The following is a 22,841-nucleotide window of genomic DNA, read 5'->3' on the forward strand; positions in this document are numbered from 1 at the left end:
CCTACACTGGGAGCCGCCATGCCATACCTCGATCATGCGGCCACCACGCCGATGCTCCCCGAGGCGGTCGCCGCCATGACCGCCCACCTCGGCGTCGTCGGCAACGCCTCCTCGCTGCACGCGGCCGGCCGCCGCGCCCGCCGGGTCGTCGAGGAGTCCCGGGAGTCGCTCGCCGAGTCCCTCGGCGCCCGACCCAGCGAGATCGTCCTCACCGCCGGCGGCACCGAGTCGGACAACCTCGCCGTCAAGGGCCTCTACTGGGCCCGCCGCGACGCCGACTCGGCCCGCCGCCGCATCCTGTGCAGCCCCGTCGAGCACCACGCCGTCCTCGACGCCGTCCACTGGCTCTCCGAGCACGAGGGCGCCCAGGTCGACTACCTGCCCGTCGACGCGTACGGGCGGGTCCACCCCGACGCGCTGCGCGAGGCCGTCCTCCGCAACCCCGCCGACGTCGCCCTGATCACCGTCATGTGGGCCAACAACGAGGTCGGCACCCTCCAGCCCGTCGTCGAACTCGCCGCCGTCGCCCGCGAGTTCGACATCCCCATGCACGCGGACGCGGTGCAGGCGCTCGGCCAGGTCCCGGTCTCCTTCGCCGACTCCGGACTCACCGCACTCACCGTCACCGGCCACAAGATCGGCGGCCCGTACGGCATCGGCGCCCTGCTGCTCGCCCGCAACGCCACCCCCGTCCCGCTGCTGCACGGCGGCGGCCAGGAACGCGACGTCCGCTCCGGCACCCTCGACGTGCCCGCCTCCGCAGGCTTCGCCGCCGCGGCCGCACTCGCCGTCGAACGGCGCAGCGACTTCGCCACCACGGTCGGCGCCCTCCGCGACGGACTCGTCGCCGCCGTCACCGCCGCCGTCCCCGACGCCGTCCTCAACGGCGACCCCGACCCGGCCGGACGGCTCCCCGCCAACGCCCACTTCTCCTTCCCCGGCTGCGAGGGCGACGCCCTGCTCATGCTGCTCGACGCCCAGGGCGTCGAATGCTCGACCGGCTCCGCCTGCTCGGCCGGCGTGCCGCAGCCCAGCCACGTGCTGCTCGCCATGGGGGCGGACCCGCTGCTCGCCCGCGCCAGCCTCCGCTTCTCCCTCGGCCACACCTCCACCCCCGGGGACGTCGACGCCCTGACCGACGCCATCACCCCGGCCGTCGAACGCGCCCGCAACGCGGGCCTCGCCACCGCCCGCCGCTGACGCGCTCCGCCCGGGAAAGCAACACAGGGGCAGCACGTCAGGAGCGCGTGGGGGCACCTCCCGGCCGAAGGCTGGGGGAGAACTGCGCGGTCCGGGGGTGGTGAGCCGCGGGGATCAGGGGCCGCCGCCGGTTCGTGAGTGCATCAGTCCCACATCGCGCAGTTCCCCGCGCCCCTGATGTGCCGACCGGATTTCGTTCGGCCCGAGCACGTAGGCTTGGGGGCATCATGAGTGACTTCGCCGGTGCCCCGACCGCCCCCCGCCTCCGTGTGCTCGCCGCGATGTCCGGCGGTGTGGACTCCGCCGTCGCCGCGGCCCGTGCCGCCGAGGCCGGCCACGACGTGACCGGCGTGCATCTGGCGCTGTCGTCGAACCCGCAGTCGTTCCGGACGGGCGCCCGCGGCTGCTGCACCATCGAGGACTCCCGCGACGCCCGCCGGGCCGCCGACGTGATCGGCATCCCGTTCTACGTCTGGGACCTCGCCGAGCGCTTCCGCGAGGACGTCATCGACGACTTCGTCGCCGAGTACGCCGCGGGCCGCACCCCCAACCCCTGCCTGCGCTGCAACGAGAAGATCAAGTTCGCGGCGCTGCTCGACAAGGCGATCGCCCTCGGCTTCGACGCGGTGTGCACCGGCCACTACGCCCGGATCGTCGACCTCCCCGGTGGCGGCCGCGAGCTGCACCGCGCGGTGGACGGCGCGAAGGACCAGTCGTACGTCCTCGGCGTGCTGGACGCCGACCAGCTGGCGCACTCGCTGTTCCCGCTCGGCGACACCACCAAGGACGAGATCCGGCTGGAGGCCGAGCGCCGTGGGCTGGCCGTGGCGAAGAAGCCGGACAGCCACGACATCTGCTTCATCGCGGACGGCGACACCCAGGGCTTCCTGGCCCAGCACCTCGGCACCGCCACCGGCGACATCGTGGACACCGACGGCACCAAGCTGGGCGAGCACGAGGGCGCGTACGGCTTCACCATCGGCCAGCGCAAGGGCCTGCGGATCGGGCGTCCGGCCGCGGACGGCAAGCCCCGCTACGTGCTGGACATCTCGCCGGTGACCAACACCGTCACCGTCGGCCCGGCCGAGGGGCTGGACGTGCTGGGGCTGACCGCGGTCAAGCCGCGCTGGTGCGGCGAGCCCGCCGCGGGGGAGGGCCGGTACACGGCGCAGCTGCGCGCGCACGGCGAGGAGGTGCCCGTCACCGCCGAGCTGGACGGCGAGGTGCTGCGCGTCCGGCTGGACACCCCGGCCCGGGGCATCGCCCCCGGCCAAGCGGTGGTGCTGTACGACGGCACCCGGGTGGTGGGCTCGGCGACGATCGCCACCACCGAGCGCCGCACCGTCGCCGTCTGAGCACCGTCGCCGCCCGAGCGGCGTCGCCGTACGGCGCTGACCGGCCGCGTACCGAAACTGTTCGCCGGGCGGGATGCCGCCCGTGGTAGATCTGGGGTCCTGTGAACATCACCGTCTTCTGCTCCGCGTACTCGCTCGACGAGCGCTACACCGCACCGGCCGCCGAGTTCGCCCGGCTGCTCGGCGAGCGCGGCCACACCCTGGTTTGGGGCGGTTCGCACGCCGGCCTGATGGGCCTGCTGGCCGACGGCGTGAAGGAGGCCGGCGGCAGGCTCGTCGGCATCTCCGTGGAACTGCTCGCGCACAAGGCCTACGAGGGCGCCGACGAGCTGGTCACCGCGCCCGACCTGGCCGACCGCAAGGCCCGGCTGCTGGAGCGCGCGGACGCCGTGGTCGTCCTGGTCGGCGGCCTCGGCACCCTGGACGAGGTCACCGAGGTGCTGGAGCTCAAGAAGCACGCCCTGCACGACAAGCCGGTGGTGTTCCTGGACACCGAGGGCTTCTACGCGGGCCTGCGCACCCAGCTGGAGCGGATGGAGACCGAAGGTTTCCTGCCGCGTCCGCTGGCCGAGCTCGTCGTGTTCGCCACCACCCCGGCCGAGGCCTTCGCGGCCCTCGACCGCCTCTGACGACAGGACCACCCCATGGGAACCCACCTGATCACCGGCGCCGGCTCCGGCATCGGCGCGGTCGTCGCCGAGAGACTGCTCGCCCGCGGTGAGGACGTCCTGCTGCTGGCCCGGGACGCCCGGCGCGCCGCCGAGCTGCGCGAGCGCTTCACCGGTGCCGCCACCCTGGTCGGCGACCTCGGCGACCCGGCGAAGCTGTCCTGGGCGTTCGGCCACCAGAGCCTGCCGGTCGAGCTGGACTCGCTGCTGCACATCGCCGGCGTGGTCGAACTCGGCCGGGTCGGCGACCTCCCGGTGAAGGCCTGGCAGGAGCAGCTGAACGTCAACGCGGTCGCCCCCGCGGAGATCACCCGGCTGCTGCTGCCCTCGCTGCGGCTGGCCCGCGGCCACGTGGTCTTCGTCAACTCCGGTGCGGGGCTGCGCGCCGACGCCGACTGGTCCGCCTACGCGGCCAGCAAGTTCGCCGTCCGGGCGCTCGCCGACGCGCTGCGGGCCGAGGAGCACGGCAACGGCGTCCGGGTCACCACCGTGTACCCGGGCCGCACGGCCACCCCGATGCAGGAGAAGGTCCACCGCCAGGAGGGCCGCGCGTACGACCCGGCGCAGTGGATCGCCCCCGAGTCCGTGGCCACCGCGATCCTCACCGCGCTCGACCTCCCGCGCGACGCCGAACTCACCGAGATCACCGTCCGCCCGGGCCGGTAGCGGACCTCCCGGAAATCCCTTTGCCTCCCTGCCCGTTCGGTCGCTAACCTCCCGCGGTGATCTTCGGGCGAACGGGCAGGGGAGAAGGCGGAATGCCGGGACGGGCAGTCGGATCGCGCGGGGTGCGCGGAGGTTCGGTCGTGGCGGCCGGCGTGTTGGCCGCGGCAACGGTCGCAGGGCAGGCGCACGCAGCTCCTGCACCGAGGCTGGCACTGACGTCCGTGGCTTTCGCGCAGAGCACCGTCGACGCGACCTCGGGCGAGGCGACCGCGATGCTCGAATGGACGCTCACCGACGGCAACGTCGCGGCGACCGACGTCACGGGTGACGTCGTCGTCCAGCAGGTCGGGGCGGACGGCCGGGGCATCGGCCCGGAGCACCACGTGACCTTCCGACACCAGCCCGACAGCTGGTTCAAGGCCAATGCGGTGTCCGGCACGCCGCAGTCCGCCGTCTACCGGTACGACTTCCCGGTGCCCCGCTACGCCGCCACGCCGACCGCGACCTGGGCCGTCGTCAAGGTCACCGCCAAGGACGACCAGGGCACTGCGCTCACGGTGGGCCGCTCCCGGCTCAACGGCCCGCACACCTCGGTCACGGCCACGGAGCTGGTGGACGGCACCGGACCCGGCTACGAGTCCTTCTACCTGAAGTCGCAGTCCCGCTTCCGGTACCTGGACGGGAACCCGGTCGCCTACCAGTACTCCTTCACCGCTCTGGACGAGGAATCCGGGTTCCACCGGGCGAGGCTGACGGTCGGAGGTCCCGGCGGTGCCACCGTCACCGGTGACGTCGAGACCAACACGCTGAGCTGGGGTTTGATCGAGTGCGGCCCGGACGGCTTCGAGACGAGCCCCGGCGCGGTCTACTGCAACCTGCCGGTCACCTTCCCGGCGGACACCCCCGAAGGCACCTGGACGCCCAGCCGGCTCCGGCTGGCGGACAACGCGGGCAACACCGCCGTCGCCAAGGACCTCCCGGCCGCAGCGGCAGTGCACCTCACCCGGAACAGCGTGCTGAGCGCCGCCGGCTTCAGCATCCCCGCGACCTTCGACACCTCGGCGGGCGGCGTGAGCGTGCCGCTCACGCTGAAGCCCGAAGGCGTGCAGGGCGGCATCGCGTCGGTCACCGTGGAGACCGCAGACCCCTACGCCTGCTCCGCCACCACGGTCGACGCGCCCGCGGTGGCGTCGGACGGCACCGTCACCGTGCCCGTATGGGCGCCCGGCCTCAACGACCACTGCACGGTCACCGGGATCGCGCTGCTGGACGGCGCCGGCCATGCGGCGGCCTACGGCAGTGCCTTCGGCGGCCCCGCTCTCGCCCTCGAGTCCCACCGGGTGACGGCTCCGACTCCGTAGCCGTCGGCGGCCTCGGCGGCGTGCGGCCGCCCGTTCTGGCTAGGCTCGGGCGGTGTGAGCACTGAATTCCCCTTCCCCGAGCTGTACGGCGCCGCCACCGGCGTCGGGTCGCTGCCCGGTACGGACGCCCGGGAGGCGGCCCGGACGGCGGTCGGCGCGCTGGAGCACCTGCCCCACCTGCCGGAGCTGCCGGCCCGCGGCCCCGGCGCCGACATGATCGGCCGCGGGGCCGGTCTGCTGGTCGAACTGTTCGCCCAGGTGGAGCCGAGCGGCTGGCGGTTCGCCGACCGGCCCGGGCGCGACACCCGGCGCGCCCACTCCTGGCTCGGCGAGGACCTCGACGCCCTGGAGGAGTTCACCCAGGGCCACGAGGGCCCGCTCAAACTGCAGGCCGTCGGCCCGTGGACGCTCGCCGCCTCGGTGGAGCTCAAGCACGGCGAGAAGGCCCTCGCCGACCCCGGCGCCTGCCGGGACATCGCCGAGTCCCTCACCGAGGGTTTGCGCCGCCACCTCGCCGACGTCCGCCGCCGGGTGCCGGGCGCGCAGCCCGTCCTGCAGCTGGACGAGCCCTCGCTGCCCGCCGTGCTGGCCGGCGCCGTGAAGACCGCCAGCGGCTTCCAGCGGCTGCGCGCCGTCGACCGGCAGGTCGCCGAGGAGGCGCTGCGCTCGGTGATCCGTGCCCTGGACGTCCCCGTGGTGGTGCACAGCTGCGCCCCCGGCGTGCCGATCCCGCTGCTGCGCCGGGCCGGGGTGGCCGGAGTGTCGCTGGACTTCTCGTTGCTGACGGGGCGTGAGGACGACGACCTCGGCGAGGCCGTCGAGGCGGGCACGGTGATCCTCGCCGGTGTCGTGCCCTCCACCGACACGGCTGTGTCGGACCCGGCCGGTAGTGTCCAGGGTGTCAGGACGCTGTGGAAGAGGCTCGGGTTCGGCCCCGAGCTGCTGGCCCGCCGCGTGGTGGTGACACCGACCTGCGGGCTGGCGGGGGCGTCCCCCGCGTACGCGCGCCGGGCGCTGACGTACAGCGCCAGGGCCGCGCAGAGCCTGGCGGACAACCCGGAGTGAGACGGTAGGAGGCGCACGGTGGCGGCGGTCGAGGGCTGGGAGGACGTTCCCGCGGAGGTCCGCAGGCGGCACGCCGAGCTGGCGGCCGAGGTGGAGGACCACCGCGCCCGCTACTACGAGCAGGACGCGCCGGTCGTCAGCGACGCCGAGTTCGACGCCCTGATGCGCGAACTGCAGGCGATCGAGGCCGACCACCCCGTGCTCCGCACGCCCGAGTCGCCCACCCAGAAGGTGGGCGGCGCCGTCGCCGAGGGCTTCGCCTCGGTGGAGCACCGGGAGCGCCTGCTCAGCCTCGACAACGCGATGGACGACGAGGAGCTCGCCGCCTGGGCCGAGCGCGTCGCCCGCGAGCTTTCCGGCCTCGACTACCACTACCTGTGCGAGCTCAAGGTGGACGGACTGGCCGTCAACCTCACCTACGAGCGCGGCGAGCTGGTGCTGGCCGCGACCCGCGGCGACGGCCGGGTCGGCGAGGACATCACCGCCAACGTGCGCACCATCAAGGAGATCCCGCACCGGCTGCAGGGCGACAACGTCCCCGAGCTGGTGGAGATCCGCGGCGAGGTGTACTTCCCGACGGAGGCCTTCGAGGCGCTGAACGCCTCCTTCGCCGCCGAGAACGAGCGCCGCCGCCTGGAGAACGAGGAGCGGGCCAAGGAGGGCAGACGACCGCGCGCGATGGTCCGGCTGTTCATGAACCCGCGCAACGCCGCCGCCGGCTCGCTGCGCATGAAGGACCCGCTGGTCACCGCCTCCCGCCCGCTGCACATGGTGGTGCACGGCATCGGCGCCCGGGTCGGCTTCGACATCGACTGCCAGTCGCACGCCTACGACCTGCTGCGCGGATGGGGACTGCCGACCGCCCGGCACAACCGGGTGGTCGGCACCCTCGACGAGGTCCGCGCCTTCATCAAGCAGTACGGCGAGCAGCGGCACTCCGTCGAGCACGAGATCGACGGCGTGGTGGTCAAGGTCGACGAGATCCCGCTGCAGGGCCGGCTCGGCGCCACCTCCTCGTCCCCGCGGTGGGCGATCGCCTGGAAGTACCCGCCGGAGGAGGTCACCGCCAAGCTCGCCAGCATCAAGATCGGCATCGGCCGCACCGGCCGGGCCACCCCGTACGCGGTCATGGCCGAGCCGGTGAAGGTGGCCGGCTCGATGGTCCAGTACGCGACCCTGCACAACCAGCAGGTCGTCAAGGCCAAGGGCGTCCTGCTGGGCGACACCGTGGTGCTGCGCAAGGCCGGCGACGTGATCCCGGAGATCCTCGGCCCGGTCGAGGACCTGCGGGACGGCACCGAGCAGGAGTTCGTGATGCCGACGCACTGCCACGAGTGCGGCACCGAGCTGCGCCCGATGTCCGAGGGCGACATCGACCTGCGCTGCCCCAACGCCCGGTACTGCCCGGCCCAGGTGCGCGAGCGCCTGGCGTACCTCGGCGGCCGCGAGTCGCTGGACGTCGAGGGCCTCGGCTACGTCGCTGCCACCGCGCTGACCCAGCCGCTGGAGCCCGCGGAGCCGCCTGTCAAGAACGAGGGGGACATCTTCGGCCTCACCGAGGAGCAGCTGCTGCCGATCAAGGTGCTGGTGCGCGACCCCAAGACCGGCATGCCCAAGCCGGACGACCGCACCGGCGAGGAGAAGGTGGTGACCTTCTTCGCCACCACCAAGGGCGAGCCGAAGAAGTCGCTGTCCGTGCTGATCGAGAACCTCGCCGCGGCCAAGGACCGCCCGCTGTGGCGGTACCTGAACGGCCTGTCGATCCGGCACGTCGGCCCGGTCGCCGCGCAGGCGCTGGCCCGCGAGTTCCGCGACCTGGACCGGATCTTCGCCGCCACCGAGGAGGAGCTGGCCGCCGCCGAGGGCGTCGGCCCGATCATCGCCCGGGCGGTCAAGGAGTGGTACGCCGAGGAGTGGCACCGGGAGATCGTGGAGAAGTGGCGGGCCGCCGGCGTGCGGTTCACCGAGGCCGGTGCCGAGGACGAGGGCGAGCGGCCGCTGGAGGGTCTGACCGTGGTCGTCACCGGCACCCTGGCCGGCCACACCCGGGACGGCGCCAAGGAGGCGCTGACCTCGCGCGGGGCCAAGGTGACCGGCTCGGTCTCCAAGAAGACGCACTTCGTGGTGGTCGGCGACAACCCCGGCTCCAAGTACGACAAGGCCGTGCAGCTGGGCGTGCCCGTCCTGGACGACGCCGGGTTCGCGGTGCTGCTGGAGCAGGGCGCCGACGCGGCCCGGGCGCACCTGGGCCTGGACACCGGGGAGCAGCCTACGGAGAAGGCCGCCGAGGGCCCGGCCGAGGAATCCGCGGAGCGGTCCGCCGAGGGCTGACCGGCCCGATCCTGTTATCGTCCTGACACCGCGTCACGGGGTGTACCGGCCGGAAACCGGGCATTGTGTCACTGTCCGGCATCGGTCTGCCGGTGGCGCGCCCGGGGTTGTCCGAAAGTCCGCCCTGTCGGCGGACTCCGGCTTACCCTTGGCGCAACAGAGTGTCAGCAGGGGTGAATGGCGGCGGCTCCGGCCGCCGCTCGTGGGGCACCCCTGTACCTGACGTCCACCGGCACCGCACGGTGCCTCACCGTAAGGCGGCCTGACGGGGCGGGCCCGACGGAGGACAGGGCATATGGATCGTACGACCGGCGGCGCGCCCACACGCCCGCCGCAGGGGATGGCAGGGGCGGTCCTGCTGCTCGGCGTGCTGTTGGCCGGGGCCGCGCCGCTCATCCCGCTGGCCGTGCTGGTCTACCGGTACGAACCGGAGCTGCTGCCGCTGTTCGCCGTCCCGCTGGCGGTGCTGGTCGCCGCCTGGCGGATCGCCCGCGACCGCGCCCGGGACCAGCTCACCGACCCGCTGACCGACCTGCCGAACCGTCAGGCCCTGCTCCTCGCCGCCCAGGACGCCATCGCCCGGCACGACGGCGAGGAGGACTACAGCGTCGGCATCGTGCTGCTCGACCTGGACAGGTTCCGGTCGCTCAACGACGCCCTCGGCCACACCGCCGGCGACCGGCTGCTGGTGCACATCGCCCGCAGGCTGCACCGGGCGCTGCGGACCGGCCATTCCCGGCCGTCCGCCGACCCCGCCCGCACCACGCCCGACGAGGTGGCCGCGGCCCTGCCCTCCCCGCTGCACCGCGGCGGCCGGCCGGTGGTGGCCCGGATGGGCGGCGACGAGTTCGCCGTCCTGCTGCCGGGCGTCGGCCGCCCGGAGACCCTGGAGCGGATCGCCAAGGCGCTGATCGCCGAACTGGCCGCCCCGATCCGGCTGGACGGCCTGCTGCTCGTCCTGGAGGCCAGTGCAGGCGTCTGCGTCTACCCGGCGCACGCCCGGGACGCCGAATCGCTTCTGCGCCGGGCCGACGTCGCCATGGGCCACGCCCAGCGCGGCCGCAGCGGCGTCGAGGTCTACCACGAGGCCCAGGACACCGACACCCCGTACCGGATCGGCCTGCTCGGCGACCTGCGGCGCGCCCTGGAGACCGGCGAGGTGCAGCTGCACTACCAGCCGAAGGTCGCCTTCGACGGCCGGGTGGTCGGCCTGGAGGCGCTGCTGCGCTGGGAGCGGCCCGGCCAGGGCCGCGTCCCCCCGGACGAGTTCATCGGCCTCGCCGAGTCCAGCGGTCTGATGCCGCGGCTCACCGACTACGTGCTGGAGGCGGCGGTCGGCCAGCTCGCCGCCTGGCGCGACCAGGGGCTGCAGGTGCCCGTCGCGGTCAACGTCTCACCGCGGGACGTCCTCAACCCCGGCTTCGCCACCCGGGTCGCCGGCCACCTCACCCGGCACCGGGTGCCCGCCCACGCCCTCCAGCTGGAGATCACCGAGCGCCTGCTGCTCGACGACTCCCGGCGCGCCGCCGACACCCTGGCCGAACTGCGCCGCTACGGCGTCGGCATGTCCCTGGACGACTTCGGCACCGGGCACTCCTCGATGGCCCGGCTGCGCAGCCTGCCGGTCGGCGAGCTGAAGATCGACCGCTCCTTCGTCTCCCGGATGGTCGCCGACGACCACGACGCCGCGGTGGTGCGCTGCTCGGTCGAGCTCGCCCACTCGCTCGGGCTGACCGTGGTCGCCGAGGGCGTCGAGGACGACGAGACCTGGGAGCGGCTGCACGGCATGGGCGTCGACGCCGTGCAGGGCTGGCTGGTCTCCGCCGCGCTGCCCGCCGACCAGGCGACCGCCTGGCTGATGGTGCGGCAGACCGGTACCGCCCGGGTCGAGCGGCTCGCCCCGCAGCAGCCGCTGGCCCCGCCCGTCCCGCAGCCGCGCTCGCTGCCGACCGTCCAGGCGCAGGCGGAGCTGCCGGCGCCGAGCGCCCCGCTGCCCGCCCCGACGACCCAGCAGTAGCGGCCGCCCGCGCCCCGCGGGCGACCCGGGGGTGTGCGCAGGACGTCCGGGGGCAGACGCGTGCCCGGCCCGGAACGGTCGCCGGGCGCAGCGGCGCCGTGCTGCGGTCCCTTCGCACGCTGCCCTTGTTGCGGATGCGGTGGTTCCGGTTGAGTGTGACCCTCTGAGCACACACCGGACCGTCGAAGGAGACAGCCGTGAGCGAGCAGCGGACGGCGCGGACGCCCGCCGTCCTGGCCGGCCTCGTCCTGCTGGCCGGTGCCGCCGGTTGCGCCGGCACCGGTGCGGGCGGGGCGCCGGGCGCGGCCCCGGGCAGCTCGGGCAGCGGCACCGCGGCGCGCTCCTCGGCTGCGGCCTCGCCCGCCTCCGCCCAGCCGGAGAACGGCGTCGCCGCCCTCGCGGGGGCCGAGATCGTGCAGCGCTCGGTGGCCGCGCTCAAGGAGGCCGGCTCCGTCCGGATCACCGGCCGCGGCAGCAGCCAGGGGCAGACCGTCACCTTCGACCTGTCCGCCGACACCGCCGGCAACTGCGCGGGCACCATGGGCCTCAGCGGCCAGGGCACCTTCCGCCTGGTCAAGCTCGGCACGCAGCTGTGGGTCAAGCCCGACGAGGTGTTCTGGCGCACCCACGGCGGCGCCGCCACCGAGGACCTGGTCGGCGACAAGTACCTGAAGACCACCACCGACAACACCGACTTCTCCGAGATCGGCACCGTCTGCGACCTCGACGCCCTCGGCAGCGCCCTGGTCGAGCAGACCCCCGGGGGACTCGCCGTCGGAAAGCCCGTCACCGTCGACGGCACCCCGGCCGTCCCCGTCACCGGCACCGCCGGCGGGGCGACCAGCACCCTCACGGTGGCCACCCGCGGCCGCCCGTACCCGCTGAGGATGGAGCGCACCGGCGGCGAGGAGACCGGCCGGGTCGAGCTCAAGGAGTTCGGCACGCCGGTGCCGACCGAGACGCCCGCCCCCTCCGACACCATCGACCTCGACCGGCTGAACGGCGACAGCGACGCACCCACAGACCCCTCCACGATGTCGCTCTGAGTACTCGCCCGCTCGCCTCCGGGCCCTCCTGACCCGGCGCCGACGCTCTCCCCCGGCCTGACGGCCGGGAGGTGCCCCACGTTCCGTCGCTCCTCCGTCGCTCCCTCCCTCGTTGCTTTCGCCACCGGCGGGCGGTCGGGGACCCCTCCCGGTGGTGCGCCCGGGCCCGTGCGGCGCCGGGGGAGGCGGCGCGCGCCATAGGATGTGTCCTTAGACCAAGAGGACGGGCAAGCACCCGGTCTCACCCGAACCCGAACCTGAGGATCGCTGCATGCCTGGCATCACGCGCGAGGAGGTCGCCCACCTCGCTCGGCTGTCGCGTCTCGAATTGCAGGCCGAAGAGCTGGACCACTTCGCCGAGCAGCTCGACGTGATCATCGGCGCGGTCGCCCGCGTTTCCGAGGTCGCCGGACAGGACGTCCCGCCGACCTCCCACCCGCTGCCGCTGACCAACGTCATGCGCGCGGACGAGGTGCGGCCGTCGCTCACCCCCGAGCAGGCGCTGTCCGGCGCCCCGGCGAGCGAGGAGCAGCGTTTCCGTGTGCCCCAGATCCTCGGGGAGGACTGACCGATGACCGAGCTGATCAAGTACACGGCCGCGCAGACCGCCGCCGCCGTCTCCGCCGGCGAGGTCTCGGCCGTCGAGGTCGCGCAGGCCCACCTGGACCGGATCGAGGCCGTCGACAAGAAGGTCAACGCCTTCCTGCACGTCGACACCGAGGGCGCGCTGAAGGCCGCCCGCGCCGTCGACGACAAGCGCGCCCGCGGCGAGGAGCTCGGCCCGCTGGCCGGCGTCCCGCTCGCGCTCAAGGACGTCTTCACCACCAAGGGCGTTCCGACCACCTGCGGCTCGAAGATCCTCGAAGGCTGGATCCCGCCGTACGACGCCACGCTGACGGCCCGTCTGAAGGACGCCGGCGTCGTCATCCTCGGCAAGACCAACATGGACGAGTTCGCGATGGGCTCCTCCACCGAGAACTCGGCCTACGGCCCGACCGGCAACCCGTGGGACCTCTCCCGGATCCCCGGCGGCTCCGGCGGCGGTTCCGCGGCCGCGCTGGCCGCCTACGAGGCGCCGCTGGCCATCGGCACCGACACCGGCGGTTCGATCCGCCAGCCCGGCGCCGTCACCGGCACCGTCGGCGTCAAGCCGACCTACGGCTCGGTGTCCCGCTTCGGCCTGGTCGCCTTCTCCTCCTCGCTCGACCAGGGCGGCCCGTGCGCCCGCACCGTGCTGGACGCGGCGCTGCTGCACGAGGCCATCGCCGGCCACGACCCGCTGGACTCCACCTCCGTCGACGCGCCCGTTCCGGCCGTGGTCGAGGCGGCGCGGATGCGCGACGTCCGCGGCATGCGGATCGGCGTCGTCAAGGAGTTCGCCGGCGAGGGCTACCAGGCCGGCGTGATGCAGCGCTTCGAGGAGTCGGTCGAGCTGCTCCGCGAGCTCGGTGCCGAGGTCGTCGAGGTGTCCTGCCCGTCGTTCACCCTGGCGCTGCCCGCGTACTACCTGATCGCGCCGAGCGAGGCCTCCTCCAACCTGGCCCGCTTCGACGCCATGCGCTACGGCCTGCGGGTCGGCGACGACGGCAGCCGCAGCGCCGAGGAGGTCACCGCCCTCACCCGCGAGGCCGGCTTCGGCCCCGAGGTCAAGCGCCGCATCATGCTCGGCACCTACGCCCTCTCCTCGGGCTACTACGACGCCTACTACGGCTCGGCGCAGAAGGTCCGCACGCTGATCTCGCGGGACTTCGACGCCGCCTTCGCCGGGGTCGACGTGCTGGTCTCCCCGACCACCCCGACCACCGCCTTCCCGATCGGCGAGCGCGCCGACGACCCGATGGCGATGTACCTGGCGGACCTGTGCACCATCCCGTCGAACCTGGCGGGCAACGCGGCCATGTCGCTGCCCTGCGGCCTGGCCCCGGAGGACAATCTCCCGGTCGGCCTGCAGATCATCGCCCCCGCGATGGCGGACGACCGCCTGTACCGCGTGGGCGGCGCCGTCGAGGCCGCACTCAACGAGAAGTGGGGACACCCCCTGCTGGAGGAGGCACCGGCACTGTGAGCAGGATCGAGAAGGCCAAGGGCTTCAAGCACAGCAGGCCCGGCCTGTGGCTGTCCATCGGCACCAGCGCGTTCGGGGCGGTCACCATCGCCAAGGACGTCAAGAAGGCCCGGACCGAGAACGACACGCTCAAGCTGATCAACGCCCTGGTCGGCGCCGCCGCCCTGATCACCGGCACCGCGCTCCTCGTCCGCGAGCTCCGCCAGCTCGGCGACGACGACGTGCTGCTCGGCTGACGGACCTCGAAGAAGAAGTGAAGGAAACGCTGTGAGCGTCATCAGTCTGGTCTCGTACGAGGACGCGCTGGCCTCGTACGACCCGGTGATGGGCCTTGAGGTCCACGTCGAGCTGGGTACCAGGACCAAGATGTTCTGCGGGTGCTCGACCGAGCTCGGTGCCGAGCCGAACACCCAGACCTGCCCCACCTGCCTCGGCCTGCCCGGCTCGCTGCCGGTCGTCAACCGGATCGGCGTGGAGTCGGCGATCCGCATCGGCCTCGCCCTCAACTGCGAGATCGCCGAGTGGTGCCGGTTCGCCCGGAAGAACTACTTCTACCCGGACATGCCGAAGAACTTCCAGACCTCCCAGTACGACGAGCCGATCGCCTTCAACGGCTACCTCGACGTGCAGCTGGAGGACGGCGAGGTCTTCCGCGTGGAGATCGAGCGCGCCCACATGGAGGAGGACACCGGCAAGTCGACCCACGTCGGCGGTGCCACCGGCCGCATCCACGGCGCCGAGTACTCGCTGCTCGACTACAACCGGGCCGGCATCCCGCTGATCGAGATCGTCACCAAGCCGATCGTCGGCGCCGGCGAGCGCGCCCCCGAGGTCGCCAAGGCGTACGTCACCGAGCTGCGCGAGCTCATCCGCACCCTCGGCGTCTCCGAGGCCCGGATGGACAAGGGTCAGATGCGCTGCGACGTCAACCTGTCGCTGCGCCCGATCGGCCGGGAGAAGTTCGGCACCCGCAGCGAGACCAAGAACGTCAACTCGCTGCGCAGCGTCGAGCGGGCCGCCCGGTTCGAGATCCAGCGGCACGCCACCGTCCTGCAGGACGGCGGCACCATCGTCCAGGAGACCCGCCACTTCCACGAGGAGAACGGCAGCACCACCTCGGGCCGGATCAAGGAGGAGGCGGAGGACTACCGCTACTTCCCCGAGCCCGACCTGGTGCCGATCGCGCCCTCCCGGGAGTGGGTCGAGGAGCTGCGGGCCGCACTGCCCGAGCTGCCGCGGGTCCGCCGGGCCCGGCTGCAGGCCGAGTGGGGCCTGTCCGACAAGGACATGCAGGCGGTGCTGAACGCCGGCGCCGTCGAGCCGATCCTGGAGACCGTGGCCGCCGGCGCCCCCGCCGACCAGGCCCGCAAGTGGTGGCTGGGCGAGCTCGCCCGGCGCGCCAACGAGACCGGCACCGAGCTCGCCGACCAGCCGATCACCCCGGCCCAGGTGGCCCGGGTCTGCGCGCTCGTCGCCGAGGGCAAGCTCAACGACAAGCTGGCCCGCCAGGTCATCGAGGGCGTGCTGGCCGGCGAGGGCGAGCCGGACGAGGTCGTCGGCAAGCGCGGCCTCGCCGTGGTCTCGGACGACTCCGCGCTCGGCGCCGCCGTCGACCAGGCGATCGCCGACAACCCGGACGTCGCCGCGAAGATCCGCGACGGCAAGGTGCAGGCCGTCGGCGCCCTGGTCGGCGCCGTCATGAAGGCCACCCGCGGCCAGGCCGACGCCGCCCGCGTCAAGGACCTCATCCTGGAGCGCCTCGGCGCCTGAGGACCTGCCCGGCCCGCTCTGAGGTACCCCTAGGTACCTCGGAGCGGCCCCAGGCCCGTGCCCGCCCCGACTAAGGGGCCGGCACGGGCCTGCTGCGTTCCCGGGGCCCGGCGTCTGAGCCCGGCGGCCCCGGAAGATCCGGCAGCCTCCCGATGTGCCCGGCCCCCCTCGGAGAGGAGTCTCGGTACCAGGACGACAGAACCGGGACAGAACGAGGTGAACCGCCGTGATGGAGTACGAGCTCTTCCTGCAGCGCCAGCGGGAACTCGAGCACCGGGCCGGGATCGAGCGGCTGGCACACGAGGCCGCACGGGCCGGCGGACCGCGGGCCGGCAGACTGCGCCGGTTCGCCCGGAGCCTGCGGCACGCCGCCCCCGTGGCCGCGCCGCTGCGCACCGCCGGACCGGCCGGATGCTGATGTCGGGCGGCCCCGGGGACCGCGCGGGGGAGGACGCCCGCGGCGCCCTCCCCGTCGGCCGTCCACTCCCTGGGACCGCATCTCAGTTCGTGTCCGAATCCTGTGCCATGCTCGCCAGCATGGAGCAGATTGCGGTCAGCCCTGTCTTCGTCGGCCGCGGCCGTGAGACCGAGCTCCTCGCCACCGCGCTGGCCCGGGCCGCAGCGGGCGAGCCCCAGGCCGTCCTCGTCGGCGGCGAGGCCGGCATCGGCAAGACCCGCCTGGTGGAGGAGTTCCTGTACGGCGTCGGCGCACCGTCCGCCGTCGCCGCGGTCGGCGGCTGCCTGGAGGTCGGTGCCGAGGGCTTGCCCTACGGCCCGCTGGCCACCGCGCTGCGCCGGCTGCACAGCGAACTCGGCCCCGCCTTCGAACAGGCCGCGGCCGGCATGGAGGGCCACCTCGCCCGGCTGCTGCCGGAGTTCGGCGAGGCGGACGCCGGCTCCAACGACGAGTTCGGCCGCGCCCGGCTCTTCGACCACACCACCCGGCTGATCGAGCGGCTCGCCGAGGACCGCACGCTCGTCCTGGTCGTCGAGGACCTGCACTGGTCCGACCGCTCCACCCGCGACCTGCTCGCCTACCTGATCCGCACCCTGCACCGCGCCCGGGTGCTCGTCCTCGCCACCTACCGCAGCGACGACCTGCACCGCCGCCACCCGCTCCGCCCGTACCTGGCCGAACTGGAACGGCTGCGCACCGCCCAGCGGCTGGAACTGGAACGCTTCGGGCCGGCCGAGACCGCCGCCCAGCTGGCCGGCATCCTCGGCGTCGCCTCGCCCGACCGGGTCCTGGTGGACCGCATCCACCGCCGTGCCGAGGGCAACCCGTTCTTCGTCGAGCAGCTCGCCTCCGCCGCCCGCGAGGGCTGCACCGCCGGCATCCCGGACAGCCTCCGCGACATCCTGCTCGTCCGGGTGGAGACCCTGCCCGACCACACCCAGCAGATCCTGCGGATCGCCGCCGAGGGCGGCACCCGGGTCGAGCACGACCTGCTGGCCGCCGTCCTCGACGACCCCGAGGAGGCGCTGATCGAGGCGCTGCGCACCGCCGTCGGCGCCGGCGTGCTGCGCCCCGACACCGACGGCGACGGCTACTGCTTCCGGCACGCCCTCGTCCGCGAGGCCGTCTCCGACGACCTGCTGCCCGGCGAACGGCACCGCATCAACCGCCGCTTCGCCGCCGTCCTGGAGGCCGACCCCGGGCTCGTCCGCGGCGAGGCCTGCGCGGCCCGGCTGGCCAACTACTGGTACCACGCGCACGAGGCGGACCGGGCGCTGCCCACCGCCCTGGAGGCCGCCCTGCAGGCCCGCCGCCGCAACGCCTTCGCCGAGCAGCTGCGCATGCTGGAACGCGTCCTGGAACTGTGGGACGAGGTGCCGGACGGCGTCCGCAGCACCCCCGTCCGCCCCTACGACCGGACCGAGACCTACCCCTCCTGCGGCTGCACCGGCGAGGCGCACGAGCCCGGCTGCGCCGGGCTGCAACTGGTCGACGTGCTGGCGGAGGCCGTCGTCGCGGCCCGCCGCAGCGGCGACTGGGACCGCGCGGTCACGCTCGTGCGGCGCGCCCTGGACCTGCTCGACGAGGACACCGAACCCGCCCGCGCGGGGTGGTTCCGGGTGCAGCTCGCCAAGACCTGCGGGCACCTGGAACGCCCCGACGGCGGCGAGATCCAGTACGCCTACCGGCTGGTGTCCGGACTCGGCCCGTCCGCCGTCCAGGCCGAGGTGCTGGCGATGGAGGCCGCCCAGGGCATGCTGGGCCACCCCGACCGCTCCCACATGGCCGTCGCCGAACAGGCCGCCGGGATCGCCCGCGAGGTCGGCGCCGACGCCGTCGAACAGCACGCCCGGATCACCCTGGCGGGCCTCTACAGCGAGTTCGGCGAGCCGGAACGCGCCATCGCCCTGCTCACCGACGCCATCGGCCGGGCCCGCGAACTCGGCGCCGCCGACGTGCTCTGCCGCGGCCTCAACAACCTGTCCTGCCTGATGCAGAGCCTCGGCCGCTCCGCGGAGGCCCTGGACCGCGCCCGCGAGGGCCTCCAGGTCGCCGGCCGCACCGGCCTGCTCGGCACCGCCGGCGGCTGCCTCACCGGCAACCTGGTGGAGGCGCTCACCGCCCTCGGCCGCTGCGCCGAGGCCGCCGCGACCCTCGACGCCTGGGAGTACGGGCCGCCGCTCGACCCGTACCACGAGTTCCTCGACCGGCTCCGCGGCGAGCTCAGCTTCCTGGCGGGCGACCTGGACTCCGCCGCGGAGCTCAACCGGCGGGCCCGCGCGGCGGACCTCGCCCGCCAGCCGCAGAACGTCCTGCCCTCCGCGATGCTCGCGGTGCGGATCCACGCCCGGCAGGGCAGGCCGCTCGCCGCCCGGTCGGAACTGCTCGCCACGCTCGACATCGAGCTCACCACCGGCCACGAGGCGCTGATGCTGCCGCTGCTCGTGCACGGCGCCGGCGCGGAGGCCGACTCGCACGGCCTGCCCGCCGCCGACCTCGGCCGCCCGGTGGTGCTGCGGCGGATCGCCGAGGCCGCCGGCCGGCTCGAACCGCAGGTCCCGCTGCACCGGGCCTGGGTGCGCCTGCTGGACGGCGAGCTCGCCCGCGCCGAGGGCCGCGACGCCCGCCGGCACTGGGCCGAGGCGATCGGGCTGCTGCGCCCGGTGGGCCTGCCCGGCCCGCTGGCGCTGGCCCTGCTGCGGGCCGCCGAGAGCGCGGCCGCGGCGGGCCGCCGGGACGAGGCGCGCGCCCTGCTGGAGGAGGCCGCCGACACCGCCCGGGCGAGCGGCGACCGGTACCTGGAGTCGGAGGTCGCGCACCTGGCCGGGCGCGCCCGGCTGACCGCCGAGCGGGCCGAGGCCCGAGACGGCTCACGGACCGCCGCCGACGACGGGCCGGAACTCGGCCTCACCCCGCGCGAGCGGGACGTGCTGCGGCTGCTCACCCTCGGCCGCACCAACCGGCAGATCGCCGAGGAGCTGTACATCTCGCCGAAGACCGCCAGCGTGCACGTCTCCAACATCCTCGCCAAGCTCGGCGTGAGCGGCCGCGGCGAGGCGGCGGCGGTCGCCCACCGGCTGCGGCTCTTCGAGGCGGAGACGGCCGTGTAGGTCCCGGAGGAGAGGCCCGGGGCCCGTCGGCGCGGCTGACGGAGGATCGGCCGAACGGGGGGCGCGAGGGGCGCGTGTGAGCGCGCGCCCCTCGACCGTGCGCCGCCGACACCCACCGGAAGGACTGGACCAGCGCTGCCGCCGGGCGTCCGCTCATTACTCTAAGTTGAATGCACGTGCCGTTGAGTGACGGCAGTGGTGTAGTGTCCCGAGCGGGAACACCGGTACGGCAGAGCGGAACGGGCCCCCCGCGACATGATGTTGACGTGGCGTCAGATCGCGCGGCCGCGCCGCCGCACAGCCGTGGTCCGGGCACGGACGAGCCCCGGGCCGGAGGGGGAGATGTCGAGTGAACTCCACCGATGCGGTGCTGCCCGCCGAGGTCCCGGCCCCCGCACCGGCCTCCGGGGCGGCTGCCGGATCGAGCTCCGCGCCCGCTCCGCGCTCCCGCGCACGCCTCTGCCGCACCGTCCGAGGCCGCCGCTCCGCGAGACCCGGCCGGCCCGGTCGGCCCGCGCGCCGCATCGGGGCCCCGGCCGTCCTGCTCGTCCTGCTCGGCGCCGGCTACACCACCGGCGCCGCCCTCGGCTGGGGCTCCCGCGAAGTCTCCCTGGTCATGGGTGACTTCGGCCTCGCCGCGGCCGCCGCCGCGGCCGCCCTCTCCTGTCTGGTGCACGGCTTCCGGGTCGGCGGCCCGGCCCGGTCCGCCTGGCTGCTCTTCGGCCTGGCCTCCGCCGTGGTCGCCTTCGGCAACGGCGCCTGGGGCTGGTACGAGGTCGTGCTGCGCACCCCGCTGCCGCAGGACTCGCCCGCCGACTACGCCTTCCTGCTGTTCGCCCCGCTCGCCATCACCGGCCTGCTGGTGCTCGCCCAGCGCCCGCGCACCTTGGCCGGCTGGTTCTGCCTGCTGCTGGACGGCTGGCTGGTCGCCGGCTCGCTGTTCACCCTCAGCTGGAGCCTCGCGCTCGGCCGCACCGCCCAGGGCCAGTCCGGCGACCCGATGGAGGTCGCGCTCGCCCTCGCCTACCCGGTGATGGACATCCTGCTGGTCAGCCTGGTCGTCGGGCTGCGCTTCCGGCGCCGGGACGGCAACCGGGCGGCCGTCCACACCGCGATGCTCGCGCTCGCCGTCACCGTGGTCTGCGACGCCCTGTTCACCGCCCCCGAACTGCGCAACAGCTACCACTCCGGCGAACTGCTCGACGCCGGCTGGTTCGCCGGCAGCCTGCTGCTCGCCTGGGCCCCGTGGTCCCCGGACGCCCGCCGCTCCTCCCGCGAGCACCCCTCGGCCGGCGGCCTGCCCCGGCGCCGGGTCGCCTCCACCTTCAGCGCGCTCACCCCGTACGCCGCGGCCGCCGTCTGCACCGCCGGCATCCTCTACAACGCCCTCGGCGACGGCCACCCCGTCGACCGGGTGGTACTGGCCGCCGCCTGCACCGTCGGCCTCGCGCTGATCGTGCGGCAGGGCGTGATGCTGCTCGACAACCTCTCGCTCGCCCAGGAGCTCGCCCACAAGGAGGCACACTTCCGCTCCCTGGTGCAGGGCTCCAGCGACGTCATCATGATCGCCGCCGCCGACGGCGAGCTGTCCTACGTCAGCCCCGCCGCCCTCGGCGTGTACTCCCGCGACCCGGAGGACCTGGTCGGCGGCAACCTGCTCGACCTGGTCCACCCCGAGGACGTCGAACGGGTGCTCCGCGAGGTCCGCCGCTTCCTCGCCCGCAGCCACCTGCCCGGCCTCGCCGAGAGCACCGAGCCCTCCGCCCGGGTCGAGTGCCGCATCCGCTCCGGCACCGGCGAGTGGCTGCACGTGGAGTCCACCCTCAACCGGCACCGCGACGGACTGATCCTCAACAGCCGCGACGTCACCGAGCGGGTCGCCCTCCAGGCCCAGCTGCAGCACAACGCCTTCCACGACCCGCTCACCGACCTGCCCAACCGGGCGCTGTTCGTCCAGCGGCTCGGCGCGGCCCTGGGGGCCGGCGGCCCCGACGGCGCCCCCGGCCCCGGAGGCCCGGGCTCGGGCGGTTCGGGCGCGGGCGGTTCGGACGGCCGGGCGGGCGACCGGGACGGCGTCGCCGTCCTCTTCCTCGACCTCGACGGCTTCAAGGCCGTCAACGACACCGTCGGCCACCAGGCCGGCGACGAACTGCTCGTCCAGGCCGCCGGCCGGCTGCGCCGCGCGGTGCGCTCCGGCGACACCGTGGCCCGCTTCGGCGGCGACGAGTTCGCCGTGCTGGTCTGCGGCCGGCTCGGCCCGGAGCGCGTCCGCGACCTCGCCGAGCGGGTCCGCGCCGCGCTCTCCGAGCCGTACTGGATCGGCGGCGCGGAGCTCGGCGTCGCCGCCAGCATCGGCATCGCCTTCGCCTCGCCCGGCCACGGCCCCGACCCCAAGGCCGCCACCGACGAGCTCATGCGCAACGCCGACCTCGCGATGTACCGCGCCAAGTCCCGGGGCAAGGGCCGGGTGGTGCTCTACCGGCCCGGCATGCGGGCCGAGGTCGAGCGCCGCAGCGAACTGGAGGCGCGGTTGCGCACCGCCGTCCGCGAGGGCGGCTTCACCCTGCTCCACCAGCCCGTGGTGGACCTCGCCACCGGCGTGGTCGTCGGCCTCGACGCCCAGCCCCGCTGGCGCTCCGCACAGGGCCTGCTGCTCACCCCCACCGAGTTCCTGCGCACCGCCGAGCCCGGCGACGCGGCCGCCCGGTTCGCCCGCTGGCTGCTCCAGGAGGCGGTCACCGCGGCCGCCGCCCGCCGCCGCGACCGGGCCGGCTCGGTACCCGTCCGGGTCCGGCTCACCGCCGAGCGGATCTGCGCCCCCGGCCTGTACGAGACGGTCGCCGCCGCGCTGCGCGAGAGCGGCCTGCCCCCCGAGCTGCTGGTGGTCGAACTGGCCAGGACGGGCCCGGACCGCACCGCCGACGAGGTGGCCCGCAGGCTCTCCGCGCTGCGCCGCCTCGGGGTGTCCACCGCGGTCGGCGGCTTCGGTGCGGGCGGCGGCTCGCTCGGGGCGCTGGCCCGGCTGCCGCTGGACACCCTCGGGCTCGACCGCAGCCTCGTCCAGGAGGTCGCCGACTCCGCCCTCGCCCGGGCGCTGGTCGGGCACGCGCTGCGGCTCGGCCGGGACCTCGGCCTGGTGACCGCCGCCGACGGGGTGGACCACCCGCGGCAGGCCGTGGTGCTGCAGGAGCTCGGCTGCCGCCAGGCGCAGGGCCCGGTCTTCGCGCCGCCGCTGGACGAGCCGCGGCTGCGCCGGGCGCTGGCCCGCCGCTCGTACCCGGTGCCGCGGCCGGCCGGGTCGGCGTCCGGGCGCCGTCCGCACCTCGCCGCGGACACCCGGGCGGGTGGCCGGGCCGAGGCCGCGCCGGGTCGGCCGGGGCACCATCACACCCCCTCCGACCTGCCGGAACGCCACACCGTGGGGGGTCCGTCCGGGGGTCCGCATGGTGAGACCTCCGTCCCACCAGCTTGACACCCCCCGTCGAGGGGGAGGAAGGTCGGTGCCATGCGCACCCGAATTCTCGTACTTGGCGGGCGCGTCGGCTGAGTGGGCCCGTGTGCTCCACATCAGAGAGACCGACGCGCCACCCCTCGCATGCCCTGGGCACGAGGGGTTTTTTGTTGCACGCGAACCGTTCCATCCCTGCAAGACCACTGGCCCCAAGCGCCGCAAATCGGGACGATTGGGGCAGAGCCGGCTTACCGGTCCGACGCACGGCAGGACCCTCAA

At 74.4% G+C, this 22,841-nt stretch carries 15 protein-coding genes and 1 pseudogene; all 16 read left to right on the forward strand.

Annotation, left to right across the window (positions count from 1 at the left end; all coding sequences use genetic code 11):
* Window positions 1-18: 18 nt before the first annotated feature.
* Window positions 19-1,200: a cysteine desulfurase family protein gene (locus tag ABD353_RS08680; RefSeq protein ID WP_344622905.1), complete on the forward strand. Its 1,182-nt coding sequence runs from the start codon at window positions 19-21 to the stop codon at window positions 1,198-1,200.
* 227 nt (window positions 1,201-1,427) lie between these two features.
* The gene (mnmA, locus tag ABD353_RS08685) at window positions 1,428-2,555 is read left to right on the forward strand and encodes a tRNA 2-thiouridine(34) synthase MnmA (protein WP_344622906.1); all 1,128 of its coding nucleotides are present in this window, start codon (window positions 1,428-1,430) and stop codon (window positions 2,553-2,555) included.
* Between the two features lie 101 nt (window positions 2,556-2,656).
* On the forward strand, window positions 2,657-3,184 hold the full coding sequence (locus ABD353_RS08690; protein WP_344622907.1) for an LOG family protein: 528 nt from the start codon (window positions 2,657-2,659) through the stop codon (window positions 3,182-3,184).
* A gap of 15 nt (window positions 3,185-3,199) precedes the next feature.
* Window positions 3,200-3,889 (forward strand): SDR family oxidoreductase, encoded by a 690-nt coding sequence (locus ABD353_RS08695; protein ID WP_344622908.1) that lies wholly within the window; start codon window positions 3,200-3,202, stop codon window positions 3,887-3,889.
* Window positions 3,890-4,110: 221 nt separating this feature from the next.
* A complete protein-coding gene (locus ABD353_RS08700; protein WP_344622909.1) occupies window positions 4,111-5,250 on the forward strand; it encodes a hypothetical protein in 1,140 nt (379 codons plus the stop codon).
* A gap of 54 nt (window positions 5,251-5,304) precedes the next feature.
* Window positions 5,305-6,315 (forward strand): methionine synthase, encoded by a 1,011-nt coding sequence (locus ABD353_RS08705; RefSeq protein WP_344622910.1) that lies wholly within the window; start codon window positions 5,305-5,307, stop codon window positions 6,313-6,315.
* An 18-nt stretch (window positions 6,316-6,333) separates the two neighbouring features.
* Window positions 6,334-8,646 (forward strand): NAD-dependent DNA ligase LigA, encoded by a 2,313-nt coding sequence (gene ligA / locus ABD353_RS08710; RefSeq protein ID WP_344622911.1) that lies wholly within the window; start codon window positions 6,334-6,336, stop codon window positions 8,644-8,646.
* 358 nt (window positions 8,647-9,004) lie between these two features.
* Window positions 9,005-10,816, forward strand: a pseudogene (locus ABD353_RS08715) (putative bifunctional diguanylate cyclase/phosphodiesterase); the annotation flags it as partial.
* A 44-nt stretch (window positions 10,817-10,860) separates the two neighbouring features.
* Window positions 10,861-11,709, forward strand: coding sequence for a hypothetical protein (locus ABD353_RS08720; RefSeq protein ID WP_344622912.1), 849 nt, complete (start codon window positions 10,861-10,863; stop codon window positions 11,707-11,709).
* A gap of 271 nt (window positions 11,710-11,980) precedes the next feature.
* On the forward strand, window positions 11,981-12,277 hold the full coding sequence (gene gatC / locus ABD353_RS08725) for an Asp-tRNA(Asn)/Glu-tRNA(Gln) amidotransferase subunit GatC (protein WP_033820075.1): 297 nt from the start codon (window positions 11,981-11,983) through the stop codon (window positions 12,275-12,277).
* 3 nt (window positions 12,278-12,280) lie between these two features.
* The gene (gene gatA / locus ABD353_RS08730; protein ID WP_344622913.1) at window positions 12,281-13,774 is read left to right on the forward strand and encodes an Asp-tRNA(Asn)/Glu-tRNA(Gln) amidotransferase subunit GatA; all 1,494 of its coding nucleotides are present in this window, start codon (window positions 12,281-12,283) and stop codon (window positions 13,772-13,774) included.
* On the forward strand, window positions 13,771-14,010 hold the full coding sequence (locus ABD353_RS08735) for a hypothetical protein (RefSeq protein ID WP_344622914.1): 240 nt from the start codon (window positions 13,771-13,773) through the stop codon (window positions 14,008-14,010). The genes gatA and ABD353_RS08735 overlap by 4 nt, the downstream gene beginning before the upstream one ends.
* A gap of 31 nt (window positions 14,011-14,041) precedes the next feature.
* Window positions 14,042-15,544 (forward strand): Asp-tRNA(Asn)/Glu-tRNA(Gln) amidotransferase subunit GatB, encoded by a 1,503-nt coding sequence (gatB, locus tag ABD353_RS08740; RefSeq protein ID WP_344622915.1) that lies wholly within the window; start codon window positions 14,042-14,044, stop codon window positions 15,542-15,544.
* Between the two features lie 226 nt (window positions 15,545-15,770).
* The gene (locus ABD353_RS08745; protein WP_344622916.1) at window positions 15,771-15,962 is read left to right on the forward strand and encodes a hypothetical protein; all 192 of its coding nucleotides are present in this window, start codon (window positions 15,771-15,773) and stop codon (window positions 15,960-15,962) included.
* Between the two features lie 119 nt (window positions 15,963-16,081).
* Window positions 16,082-19,111, forward strand: coding sequence for a helix-turn-helix transcriptional regulator (locus tag ABD353_RS08750; RefSeq protein WP_344622917.1), 3,030 nt, complete (start codon window positions 16,082-16,084; stop codon window positions 19,109-19,111).
* A 523-nt stretch (window positions 19,112-19,634) separates the two neighbouring features.
* Window positions 19,635-22,583 (forward strand): putative bifunctional diguanylate cyclase/phosphodiesterase, encoded by a 2,949-nt coding sequence (locus ABD353_RS08755; RefSeq protein ID WP_344622987.1) that lies wholly within the window; start codon window positions 19,635-19,637, stop codon window positions 22,581-22,583.
* The last annotated feature ends 258 nt before the right edge of the window (window positions 22,584-22,841 follow it).

This window comes from Kitasatospora arboriphila (assembly GCF_039528095.1).
Lineage (GTDB): Bacteria > Actinomycetota > Actinomycetes > Streptomycetales > Streptomycetaceae > Kitasatospora > Kitasatospora arboriphila.

Excerpts from the sequence above, each read along its gene's own strand:
- ABD353_RS08680 (WP_344622905.1), top strand. The coding sequence starts at position 19 with ATGCCATACCTCGATCATGCGGCCACCACGCCGATGCTCCCCGAGGCG.
- mnmA (WP_344622906.1), top strand. The coding sequence starts at position 1,428 with ATGAGTGACTTCGCCGGTGCCCCGACCGCCCCCCGCCTCCGTGTGCTC.
- ABD353_RS08695 (WP_344622908.1), top strand. The coding sequence starts at position 3,200 with ATGGGAACCCACCTGATCACCGGCGCCGGCTCCGGCATCGGCGCGGTC.
- gatC (WP_033820075.1), top strand. The coding sequence starts at position 11,981 with ATGCCTGGCATCACGCGCGAGGAGGTCGCCCACCTCGCTCGGCTGTCG.
- gatA (WP_344622913.1), top strand. The coding sequence starts at position 12,281 with ATGACCGAGCTGATCAAGTACACGGCCGCGCAGACCGCCGCCGCCGTC.
- ABD353_RS08750 (WP_344622917.1), top strand. The coding sequence starts at position 16,082 with ATGGAGCAGATTGCGGTCAGCCCTGTCTTCGTCGGCCGCGGCCGTGAG.